Raw genomic sequence first — 11624 nt, 5'->3', positions numbered from 1 at the left:
GTGACTACGTCAACCTCGGTGTTGAGCTCATCGTGCCTGTTGCCATGGAGGCCGGCTCCCGCTTCGCCATCCGCGAGGGTGGCCGCACCGTCGGCTCTGGTGTCATCACCAAGGTCATCGAGTAAAAAACTGGATAGCATTTCGGTGAGGGGCAGGTTTCTGACCTTGTCCCTCACTCAACTAACTGAGAGATAAAAATGGCAAAAAGATCAGTTCGCATTGTTGTTACCCTGGCGTGCACCGAGTGTAAGGAACGCAATTACACCACAGAGAAAAACCGCCGCAACGACCAGGCAAGGATTGAACTGAACAAATACTGTCCCCGCTGCCGAAAGCATACGCCGCACCGGGAGACAAAGTAGGCATTGAAACGAGGGTGCGGAACGCATAACGATCTCCTGTCCCTGGCATCACCATCGTTCAGCACAGGCGTGTAGCTCAACTTGGTAGAGCGACGGTCTCCAAAACCGTAGGTTGCGGGTTCAAGTCCTGCCACGCCTGCCACTGTTTCGTCGAGCATTGCTCAAGATATAAGGTGAACGCGGCGCATTGCGACCGTGACGTACGCGAGATGCCGTCCTGGATTTCAGACCGGTGTTTCCAGTTTCGTAAGCGAGAAGATAAGCGTGAGTAAAGCTGCAACAGCCAAGAAAAAAGAGAATCCTATCCTCAAATACCTGCGCGAAACGCGTGCCGAAATGCGCAAGGTGACGTGGCCAACCCGTGAAGAAGCAATCAACCTCACGTTCATCGTGCTCGTGGTTACGGTAGCCATGTCTCTCTTTTTATGGACGCTTGATAACATCTTTTCATCCATGGTTGGCTTGATTGTCAGCTAACCGTCGATAGGATATCATCTGGTGGTCGTCCTCAAGATCATCGCCTGAACCTGAGAGTTACTGTGAGCAAAGACACGCCCGATACAACACAAGACCCAACTACCGAGGCCGAGCAAACGGCTGACGAGCAGGTTGAAACCCTGGAAGTGCCTGAGAATGCTCGTTGGTACGTTGTCCATAGCTACTCCGGTTACGAGAACAAGGTCAAAAGAAACCTTGAGCACCGGATCGAGTCGATGGACATGCAGAACAAGATTTTCCAGGTGGTCGTACCCACCGAAGAGGAAATCGAACTCAAGGATGGCCAGCGGCGTATCGTAGAAAAGCGGGTCTTCCCTGGCTACGTCCTTGTCCAGATGATCATGGACGAGGAATCATGGTACGTGGTGCGTAATACGCCCAATGTGACTGGCTTTGTCGGCATGGGCAATAAGCCAACGCCCCTTCCCGACGAGGAAGTCCAGAGAATCCTGCAAAAGCTGGAGTCGGAAGAGCCCAAGATCAAGGTCGATTTCAAGGTTGGCCAGAAGGTACGTATCGTGGAGGGTTCTTTTGCCGAGTTCACCGGCACGGTGGATGAGCTTTTCCCGGACAAAGGCCGGGCACGGATCATGGTATCATTCTTCAATCGGGAGACTCCGGTCGACGTAGATTTTTTACAACTAGAAAAAGTGTAACACATTCTTTCACCGCTCAATCGCGGTGCATGAGGAACATCGAGCATGGCAAAAAAGGTTAAAGCGATCATAAAATTACAGATTCCGGCAGGCAAGGCAAACCCGGCTCCTCCAGTTGGTCCGGCATTGGGCCAGCATGGCGTGAACATCATGGGTTTCTGCAAGGAATACAATGCAAAAACGGCCAGCCAGGCTGGCAATATCATTCCTGTTGAGATCACTATCTTTCAGGATTCATCCTTCTCTTTTGTTCTCAAAACCCCACCGGCCAGTGACCTCTTGAAGAAAGCTGCAAGCGTCGACAAGGGTTCATCGGAGCCCAACCAAGAAAAGATAGGTACTGTCACCCAGGCTGATCTGCGCAATATCGCGGAATTGAAGATGAAGGACCTCAACGCCACGGATGTTGATGGCGCGATGCGGATGATTGAGGGCACAGCCCGCAGCATGGGTATCACCGTCGAAGGTTAGATAAAACCTGCTCACCATTATGAGCATCCATCTGTCCATTTAGTTAACAAAGATTCAACACCCGTGGGAGGAAGTGCACAGCCACTTCCGTTTGCACCACCAGGAGTATACAATGGCAAAACGCGGCAAAAAATACCGGGACGCCAGCAAATTGGTAGATAACGACACATTTTATCCCCCGGAAGAGGCCATCAAGCTGATCCGGGAAGTCTCCTACGCCAAATTCGATGCGACCATAGAGGCCCATCTGCGCATGGGTGTCGATCCCCGACATGCCGACCAGCAGGTGCGTGGCGTGGTACTGCTTCCCGCTGGCACAGGTAAGGAAGTTCGCATTCTGGTCTTTGCCGAAGGCGATGCTGCCAGGGCGGCCGAGGAAGCCGGTGCCGACTTCGTAGGTAGTGACGAGATTGTACAAAAGATACAGGGCGGCTGGTTGGATTTCGACATGGCGATTGCCACGCCATCCATGATGCGCAAGGTGGGACGTCTTGGCCGGGTCCTTGGTCCCCGCGGCCTGATGCCCAGTCCCAAGGCTGGTACCATCGTCAACGAGGACGATCTTGCCCAGGCTATCACTGAGGCCCGCCAGGGTCGTGTTGAGTTCAGGGTCGACAAGACCTCTAACCTGCATGCCCAGATCGGCAAGGCCAGCTTTACCGAAGAGCAGTTGATGGCGAATTTCACCGCAATCATGGAAGCAGTCGACCGGGCCAGACCTTCGGGCGCCAAGGGCACCTATATTCGTCGTGTCACCCTGGCACCAACCATGGGGCCTGGCGTGAAGGTTGACGCAAACCTGGCAAGTGCCCTGCGCACAGCCTAAGACCAACAGAGAACACCTGCCGGTGAGTTTTTCCACCGGACAGTAGTTAACAACCAATCCGTTTCCGTTGCTGAAGACAGCAGGTGCCATGTAACGTGGCTTAATCAACCGCCTGCCGAAGCGAACGAATCCAGAACCTGAGATCGCGGGCTATCTATCCCCTTGATATGGCCCAGGTCAACCTGGTCTGTGAGCCCTCGCGTCGGCCGGCGTGAGGGCTTTTTGCTGTCATTAGTACTAACATCCTAACAGGAGGTAAAGCACTTGGCAATATCGAGAGAAAAGAAGGAACAACTCGTAGAGCAATACGTCGAGCTACTGAACAATAGCCAGGCCATCGTGCTGACCGACTACCGGGGCATGAGCGTTCAGGAAATTCAGGACTTGCGCAAGGAAATGCGTGAGCGAGATGCTCAGGTTCAGGTCGTCAAAAACACGCTGATCAAGATGGCGCTGGAACGTACTGGCATGCCCGTGCCAGAGGAGCATCTGACTACTCCAACGGCCATCGCCTACATGCCTGACGACATCGCCACGGCAGCCAAAGTTCTGTTTGCTGCCGCTAAAGCCTCGAATGTGCTTGAGATCAAGGCCGCCATTTTGGAAGGCCAGGTCCTTGATGCAGAGGGCGCCATGAGTCTGCGCGATCTGCCTACCCGAATCGAGGTAAGGGCGCAATTGCTTGGCTCTATTCAGAGCCCGGCGAGCGAGTTGGCGCGGACCATTGAGGCGCCAGCCAATGAACTCTACCGCACGCTGGAGGCCGCTCTGCGAGAACTGGCGCTGACGATACAGGCCTATTCCGAAAAGGGCGCAAGCGCCTAGAAAACCCGATCGCAGCGTCACTATTGGCGCTATCCCGTCCAAAAGGATGGGCAAACAACACTGGAAATATTTTTCTACAACCAAATTGGAGGTTAGCTAAATGTCTGATAAGATCGAACAAGTCAAAGAACTACTGAATTCCCTGACACTGCTCGAGGCTGCCGAGTTGGCCAAGCAACTCCAGGACGAATGGGGTGTTTCCGCTGCTGCTCCCATGATGGCCATGGCTGGCCCTGTGGCCGGTGCTGCCGGCGGCGAGGAGGAAGTCGAAGAACAGACCGAGTTCGACGTCGTCCTCAAGGATGTGGGTGCCAAGAAGATCAACGTCATCAAGGAAGTTCGCAAGGTGACGAGCTTGGGTCTCAAGGAAGCCAAGGCTTTGGTCGAGGATGCTCCCACCACCGTAGTTGAGGGCATCTCCAAGGAATCAGCTGAGGAGTACAAGACTGCTCTCGAGGCTGCGGGCGCTACCGTCGAGATCAAGTAAAAAACAATCTCACAGACAGCATAGATTCCAGGAGCCTCCGCCGATCTGGCGGAGGCTCCTGGTTTTCATGGACATATCGATCGACCATCATTGCCGCACAACGTTTGCCTCGCGGTCCGGATAGAGTTCAGTCACAACCCCCTTTTCAGCATCCATCTTGATCCATTGGCCCTCCTCCAGGGCATCAATGTCCTCGCCAATGCCCAGAATCGCGGGCAGGCCCAGCTCCGAGGCCAACAATGCGCAATGACTGTTGTCAACCCCTCCCGTGGAGGTAATCAAACCGGCGGCTTGTGAAAGGGCATTGATGAAGCTGCGGTCCGTTGAGTCGGTGACAGCGATCTCGTCGTCGGTCAATTCGACATCACCGGCCAAGGGAGATTGCAACCGTCGCACCTGACCCGTGGCTATCTCTGAGCCGACACCGAGCCCCCTGGCCAGCGTGCGAGCCACGGTGTGCACCTTGATCAGATCGGTAACACCGGGAGCTGTTCCCACGGCGCCGGCAGTTACCACCACAGTATCCCCTTCCTGAATCATGCCAACCTCAAGAGCGCGAGTGACAGAACCGATGACCACCTGATTGGTCGAGTGGGTTCGGGGGCTGAGCAATGGATGCACGCCCCACACCAGGGTCAGGCGAAGCAAGGTGGTTGGTTTCATGGTGACAGCGATGATGGGCCGGCTGGGTCGAAAAGCGGCCAGCGTTCGTGCAGTGGTACCCCCTACCGTCGGCACGATAATGGCCGCGGCGCACAGCGACTCCGCTATGTCGGCAGCTGCCATGCAGACCGCTTCGGTGATCGTCTCTGCCGGCTCGACGTGGGGCTCATAGGTGTAGGGAGCGTTCTTCTCCACCTCCCGGGCAATGCGAACCATGGTCTGCACCGATTTCACCGGGTATTTTCCCACAGCAGTCTCACCTGAAAGCATGATCGCGTCTGTGCCATCCAGGATCGCATTGGCGACATCGCTGGCCTCGGCCCGGGTTGGACGCGGATTGCGAATCATCGAGTCCAACATCTGGGTAGCTGTAATGACGGTCTTGCCCGCCTCGAGGCACTTACGAATGATCATCTTCTGCATCATGGGTACCGATTCAGGCGAGGTCTCGATGCCAAGATCCCCGCGCGCGACCATGATACCATCAGCTGCTTCAATGATGCTGTCGATGTTATCCACGGCTTCAGGCTTCTCGATCTTGGCAATCACCGGAGTCATGCGACCGAAGGGAGAGGTATCCCGGATTAGCTCCTTTAGTTCCAAAACATCTTCAGCCCGGCGAACAAAGGAAAGAGCGATCCAGTCTGCCTGACGCTGCAATGCAAATCGTAGATCTTCCCGGTCTTTCGCCGTAATGCAGGGAATCGCCAGATCGGCACGTGGCAGGTTCATCCCCTTGTTCGACCTGAGAACGCCGCCAGTCTCAACCCGGCAGACAACTTCGTTTTTGCCGTTGCTGGATTCCACCACCAGTTCGAGCAGGCCGTCATCGATCAGGATATGGTTTCCCGACGTGACCTCTTCAGCGAGTCCTTCAAACTGCACAGGAACCCGTTCCCGCGTGGCCTCGATATCATCGGTGCTGAGAACGATCTTCTGGTTCTTTTCCAGAAGGATTCCCTCTTCCGGCATGGTACCGACCCGGAGCTTCGGCCCCTGTAGGTCCACCAAAACCCCGACAGCCTTTTTGATGCCCAAAGATATCTCGCGGATATTGGTGATGTTCGCGCCATGGTATTCCTGTGAGCCATGCGACATATTGAAACGAGCCACGTTCATACCCGCCTCTGTCAATGCTCTCAACACCTCGGGATCGTCGGTCGCAGGACCGATGGTGCAGACGATCTTGGTTCTGAGCATGGTGTCTTTTCTCCCTCTTCCGGCGATCTTTCGCTTAATCTGCAGGAGGCTTGTCCTCCCGCGTTCCGCGCTGTTTCACCTTGGTTGCTTCGGCAGCCAGATCAGTGGTCTTCGCTTTTGCGCCAAGGGCCCGTTTGACAGTATTGACAACCCCCGTTTTGGGCTTTTCTCCACTCTGCTGTCCCAAACTGGTGACAGCTTCGACGGGAGATGGCTGGACGCTTCCCCCTTCGACCAATTCCTCCCGGTGCTGACAAACCCAGAGGTAAAGATCGGTCGCCGTACGATCGGGAAAACGATCGAGAATATCGGAAGCCCAGATAGCGGCAGCCACTGGCAGGTAGACCAAATCGTACCAGCTCGCCACAGCTTCTCCCCAGGGAATATTGCGGTTTTTCTCCAGGCCCATATAGTAGCGATGGACGTCGATATGCTGCATCAACTCGTAATAGCTGCCCACGTCGGTGACATCCAAATCGGCGTCAGGACGGACCTGTTCAACACGGCTGGCACGCAGGAAATCGGCCTGGGCTGCCTTCAAAGCCAGGTCTTCGGCCGTGGTCTCGGCGTCGATGGATACCGCCGTGTCGACCCGGGTCACGTAGGCGTGGATGTCCTCGAAATCGTTGGCCCGGGCGACGGATACGCGGTGGTGGCCATCGCGTACAAAGTAGATGTCACCAACCTGATACACCTCGATGGGCGGCAATCCCTCCATGCTATCCACGAGGGCAGCAACCGTGCGCCAGCGGTGCTCACTGACGGTGTCTCTGGGCAGGAATTCACGCGTAAAATCGCGGTACCGGCCAACACTTCCAACGATCTTGTCCAGGGGGATAGCTTCGGGCTCGCGACCCTCCACGAACTGCCAGGCCCCCAACGCGGATTGCACAGCATCAAAGGAGAGCAGCTCGGGGGAACGGCCACGTACGACGCCCAACATCTCGCCAAACAGGGCTCGCCGCCGGGCCTTCTGATATTGAGAAGCTGCTTCGAGTGACTTGGATGGATCTGGTTCAGTCATACAAACAGTCTAGCACAGGTGGAAACGTAAAGCCAAACGTTAACATGCGGCCTGAAACAAACATAGGGCACTCGACAGCTGAATCCTGCCAGAACCGGAGGGGCGTCTATAGCGATGTGGTTTCCGAGGAACAGTGAGGCGTTGCTATCTGATCCTGATAACGTAACGATCGACCAGACGCCAGGTGTCGGGACGCCCTTTCACCGGGCGGATACATTTGAGGTCTTCCAGCTTTTCCAGTGTCCGCTTCACGTAATAGTCGTGCAGCGGCGGCATGCCAACCCGCTCCCGTTCGTAATTGGTCCAGCTGATGATGGCAGCTTCATCGGCAATCTGATCCCAGTCGCATGCCTTTACCAAACCCCAGAACACAGTGGCATCCTGCTCGCTGAGTTCAACGGAGAGTCCTTCGCGAAAACTCACGATCAGAGAAAGGATACTGGCGGCAATGAGGATGGGATTTGTCTGGTGTAATAAACTGGCGCCGATCAGGGTGGTGTTAGCAAGCAGGCTGGCCATGGTCGCCAAATCGAGGGTTAGGTTGCTAAGCTTGATTACCTCGCCACCATCGCGGCCACCAGCCTTGATCGTGATCAATCGCGAGGGGTCAGTCGATCGAGAGGGTTCCACAACGTCGGCGTGCACCGCTCGCATCGCGGCAGTTATCGATGGTTCCACGGCATCGCTCTCGATACCCATGGTTTCGGCCAGTGCGCTCATGCGAGTGGTGAGCATTCTCTCGAACATCGCCTGAGCGTGTAGCTCCGTCTGCAAACGGTCGTTAACCACTGGATAATCGGTCAACAAGTCGATAAGGGACTGCGATATGGCAAGTTGTTCATCAGGATCGGTACTTTGCCGGAGCATCTCCAGCTGTGCGCTAAAGGTGTCACCGTCAGCCTGCCAATCCTCCAGGCTCAACAGGTCGGGCAAGTCAGGTTCCATGCGGCTGAGCGCAACGAGAACATTGTTGGGGGACATTGAATTTGCGGTCATGCCTAGCTCCTCAAAAGTGGTCTATTTGGCTGGCTTCGGACTATCCTCCCTTACGGGAATCGCTGCGATCTACATCATCGACTATCAAGTATGCACAGCTTGGCGTTTTATGCAATGAAATGTGTCAGGCCCAATCGCGCCGGCGGGGTGCCAGCGCAGGAACGATCGCCAATAAGGGCAACAAACCTACCCCGTTCTCCCTCGGTTCCTCGTCAGGCTGATGGGCCACAAAGATTCGGATTGCCTCGCTAACAGCCTCGTTGCCCGCTCTATCATAGGCCTTAACCTGCAGGATATGGGTTTCAGTGTAACCATCGCTGGCGTCGATCAGGATGCCGAATCCATTCTCCCACATCTCGAAGAAACGCCCCGTTTGCGCACCATTCTCATCCAGCTGGGGAATAAACTGGCTTGTCAGCTCGACCGTCTCGGTGATGACAGTGCCATCAGGTTGGGCAAGCTCTCGCGTCGTCGTTATTGGTTGCCGGGGCTTGCCGGGCGTCCAATCCCGCATCGTGATATCCCAACGCCGGCTGTATGGCGGCACGATACTGGAGGTGGACAGCTCGTTATCCAGGTAAAAATCCACCCGATCCATGGCCCAATCATCGTTGGCGTCGGCAGTGATACTTACCCACTCGTCGTCTTCCATCAGGTAAAGGTCACCATCGCTGGGATGCTCAATGCTCACTGTGGGCGAGATGTTGTCCACAGTCACCTGAACCACGCCCTCCTTGGTGCTGCCATCACCGCGGGTGGTGACAACCCGCAGGCTGTAAAGGCCGTTGAAGGGCGCCGTGTCCCAAAATTCCAACGTGCCCTCGCCGACCTGGTTGCCATGCTCTGGCCCGATCTGAGTCCAACTTCCCGGGTTGACACCTTCCCCGAATTCAATGCGGTAGTTGCGAAAATCACCCAGCCGGGCATTGCCCTTGATCTCCACCTGCTCCCGCACGTAGGAGAAGGGAGTCGGCTCGATAATGGCGACCTCGTGGTCCACCGTGCCTTGCCCAACCGTTGTATCATATTCGGTCGGAGGCTGCGGAATGCCCTGATCGGCAACCCAGTCGGCAGCCTCGGGCGGATATATCTGGTAGACCCTGCGCTCGCGCAGTTCGGGCGGGGTATAAACAGTCGCCAGCTTGTCGTTTTCCCGGTTGATTTCGAACGCCCGCCAGACAATGTCGAATTGAGTGGGCTCGGTGCCTTCGATGAACTTCTCGTTCACAACGCGGGCACAATCGGTGGTGGGCAACAAACCCGACTCCCAACAGACCGATTTATCCACAATGCCCTGCGGGCGGATGAACTCCTCCGCAGGTTCGCCCCTCCCGGTGAGCGCATATTCCATGACCCCGCGAAATATGGGGGCGGCGCCTCGGCTACCAGGGACCTCATCCATGGCCTCGTTGTCGGAGTTGCCGATCCAAACGCCCACGGCAAGTTGAGGCGCATATCCGATGGTCCAGGCATCCTTCCAGCCGTTAGTCGAACCAGTCTTGGCCCCGATTCTCCGGTCGGGCAATTCCAGGAACCTGGCGTACTCACCAAAAGCCGCCTTGCGAGCATTGTAATCGGACATGATGTCCTGCAACAGAAAGGCCCGCTGGGGATCGATCACCCGTTCTGTCTCAGGGGATTCGTACTCGTAGAGAATCTGTCCATTCTTATCCCGTACCTGCAAAATGCCAACCGGATCGAGCGTACGAAAACCAGGCTTCTGCTGGTCCAGAGGCACCGGCTGACCTGCCATCACACCCTGGTTTGCATAGACACTGTTGGCGAAGACCATATCCAGCAAGCGCACCTCACCCCCACCGAGGGTCAGGCTTAGCCCGTAGTACTCCTTCTCCAGTGTGTTGATGCCCAGTTTATGGGCCAGATCGATGACGTTCTTCACGCCCACTTTGTCCATCAGCCAAACCGCAGGGATGTTGTAGGAACGAGCAAGAGCATAACGGGACAGCTGGGGTCCGTGATACTTGCGATCGTAGTTCTCCGGCACATAGGGCGGTTCTGGCGGATTGGGAAACACCGTCCTCACATCCATGATGCGGGTGGCGGGCGTATAGCCCTGCAGGAAAGACGCCAGGTAGGTAAAGGGTTTGAAGCTGGAGCCAGGCTGACGCTCGGCGATCGCGACGTTTACCTCACCGTCGATCTCCTCGTCGTTATAATTGACGCTTCCAACCATGGCAAGAATCTCGCCGGTAGGCGGACGGACCGCCACGACCGCCGCGTTATGTGCGTTGTGATCCACTCCTTCCACATTGGATGGAATATCGATGTCCTTAAAATCATCGCAGGCATCAGGCGCAGTGCCTTCAGGTGGCACGTATTCCTCCACAGGCGTGCCATTGATCGCTGCAATACGGATTCGAGCCACACACTCCGCAGCTTTCTGGAGGTCAAAATCCAGGGTTGTATAAACAGTAACACCCTCGCGCCAGATGAAATAGGGATCATCTACCGAGTTAAAACGCTGCTGCAGTTCCTCCAGCACGTACAGGGCAAAATGGGGCGCGCTGGTGTTTTCGAAACGCTCCGCTGAGCGAGCACTCAGGAACATCCAACGATTGCCGCCAAATTCCCTGGCCTCATCCGCCTGCTCCTGGGTCAACCACTCATATGCCACCAGAGCGTCGAGCACACGATCGCTGGCATCCTTGTCGTTGGCAGCGTTATCATGATCGAATTGGCTGATCAAGCCGGCCTCCAGCAGGTCGTCAAGAATGTACTCGTCGAAGTATTTTTTGGCAGCATCCGCTTCCTCCTGGGTAATTACCCCAGCCTCGCTTGCCAACGCATCAAGCGCTTTTCGCTGTCGGCGATAGGCATCCTGGGGATTAAAGAAGGGATTGAGGGCCGGGTACTGGGGAATCGTTGTCAACATCACCGCCTCTGGCAGATCCAGGTCGCGAGAGGACTTGTCAAAGTAAACGCGAGAGGCAGCCTCGATGCCGTAGGCGAAGCTTCCGTAGTTGTTAGAATTCAGGTACCATTCCAGAACCTGCTCCTTGGGGTATTGGCGCGTGATCTCCAGGGCCAGGATAATCTCTTTGGCCTTTCGAGTATAACTCTTGACGTAACGGAGTTCCGGATCGATGATGATGTTTTTTATCAACTGCTGGGTAATGGAGCTACCACCCTGCACGCTGCCGCCCCGCACGTTGGAAAGAAATGCGCGCGCCAGTCCCGTGATGTTCACCCCGGGATTCTGCCAGAAACTGCGATCCTCGAGGCCGACGGTGGCGCTAATAACCCAACTCGATATCTCGTCCAGAGGCACATGGGTCCGGTCCCCCCGAAAGGGTCTCGGGTCGACGCTTTCGAAAAGCAGATGCTCTCCTGTACGGTCATAGATCCGCACGGTTTCAAACTCCACCTGCTCCGTTTCGATAGCGCTGGCATCGGGCAAATCCTGGGAAAAAAAGGCGTAAACTCCCGCTACCGAGCCAACTGCCGAGCCAACTATCAGAAAAACAGACAGGCCAATGGCGATCGCGAGGACGAGCAACACCTGGGCGGCTCGCAAAAAGGGCCTGGGGCGATGTCTCCAACGGCGATCTCGCCGTCGTCTCTTAACCAAAACTTGTTCTGGATCGTAGCTCATTTT

Annotated in this window: 12 protein-coding genes, 1 tRNA gene and 1 other annotated feature; of the genes, 9 read left to right on the top strand and 4 right to left on the bottom strand. The window is 55.8% G+C overall.

The features are described 5' to 3' along the window. The 9 genes from tuf to rplL all read left to right on the top strand — a co-directional run. The coding region (gene tuf / locus U9R25_03350; protein MEA3334918.1) for an elongation factor Tu at positions 1-125 on the top strand (125 nt) is incomplete at its 5' end. Positions 126-197: 72 nt separating this feature from the next. Then, positions 198-362 carry a 50S ribosomal protein L33 gene (rpmG, locus tag U9R25_03345; protein MEA3334917.1) on the top strand — a complete coding sequence of 55 codons (165 nt, stop codon included), beginning with the start codon at positions 198-200 and terminating at the stop codon, positions 360-362. Positions 363-427: 65 nt separating this feature from the next. Beyond that, a tRNA-Trp gene (locus tag U9R25_03340) sits at positions 428-504 on the top strand. A 122-nt stretch (positions 505-626) separates the two neighbouring features. Further along, positions 627-839, top strand: coding sequence for a preprotein translocase subunit SecE (gene secE / locus U9R25_03335; protein MEA3334916.1), 213 nt, complete (start codon positions 627-629; stop codon positions 837-839). 140 nt (positions 840-979) lie between these two features. Then, positions 980-1516 carry a transcription termination/antitermination protein NusG gene (nusG, locus tag U9R25_03330; protein MEA3334915.1) on the top strand — a complete coding sequence of 179 codons (537 nt, stop codon included), beginning with the start codon at positions 980-982 and terminating at the stop codon, positions 1514-1516. Positions 1517-1561: 45 nt separating this feature from the next. Continuing rightward, positions 1562-1987 (top strand): 50S ribosomal protein L11, encoded by a 426-nt coding sequence (gene rplK / locus U9R25_03325; protein MEA3334914.1) that lies wholly within the window; start codon positions 1562-1564, stop codon positions 1985-1987. A gap of 112 nt (positions 1988-2099) precedes the next feature. Further along, complete coding sequence (gene rplA / locus U9R25_03320; protein ID MEA3334913.1) at positions 2100-2813, top strand: 50S ribosomal protein L1; 714 nt, start codon at positions 2100-2102, stop codon at positions 2811-2813. A gap of 52 nt (positions 2814-2865) precedes the next feature. Further along, positions 2866-3047, top strand: a sequence feature (ribosomal protein L10 leader region). 30 nt (positions 3048-3077) lie between these two features. Beyond that, the gene (gene rplJ / locus U9R25_03315; protein MEA3334912.1) at positions 3078-3638 is read left to right on the top strand and encodes a 50S ribosomal protein L10; all 561 of its coding nucleotides are present in this window, start codon (positions 3078-3080) and stop codon (positions 3636-3638) included. A gap of 100 nt (positions 3639-3738) precedes the next feature. After that, positions 3739-4125 (top strand): 50S ribosomal protein L7/L12, encoded by a 387-nt coding sequence (gene rplL, locus U9R25_03310; protein MEA3334911.1) that lies wholly within the window; start codon positions 3739-3741, stop codon positions 4123-4125. An 87-nt stretch (positions 4126-4212) separates the two neighbouring features. Here the strand turns inward: rplL and pyk are convergent, their stop codons facing one another. The 4 genes from pyk to U9R25_03290 all read right to left on the bottom strand — a co-directional run bounded on the left by pyk (position 4213) and on the right by U9R25_03290 (position 11621). Beyond that, positions 4213-5988, bottom strand: a complete 1776-nt coding sequence (pyk, locus tag U9R25_03305) for a pyruvate kinase (GenBank protein MEA3334910.1) — start codon at positions 5986-5988, stop codon at positions 4213-4215. 34 nt (positions 5989-6022) lie between these two features. Then, positions 6023-7012: a hypothetical protein gene (locus U9R25_03300; GenBank protein ID MEA3334909.1), complete on the bottom strand. Its 990-nt coding sequence runs from the start codon at positions 7010-7012 to the stop codon at positions 6023-6025. 144 nt (positions 7013-7156) lie between these two features. Then, a complete protein-coding gene (locus tag U9R25_03295; GenBank protein ID MEA3334908.1) occupies positions 7157-8008 on the bottom strand; it encodes a hypothetical protein in 852 nt (283 codons plus the stop codon). A 124-nt stretch (positions 8009-8132) separates the two neighbouring features. After that, positions 8133-11621, bottom strand: a complete 3489-nt coding sequence (locus U9R25_03290; protein MEA3334907.1) for a transglycosylase domain-containing protein — start codon at positions 11619-11621, stop codon at positions 8133-8135. Positions 11622-11624: the final 3 nt, after the last annotated feature.

It is taken from the genome of Chloroflexota bacterium, assembly GCA_034717495.1.
Classification (GTDB): Bacteria; Chloroflexota; Anaerolineae; order JAAEKA01; family JAAEKA01; genus JAYELL01.
Note: the sequence above shows the minus strand (reverse complement) of the source record. Positions and strands in the feature narration are given on the sequence as shown.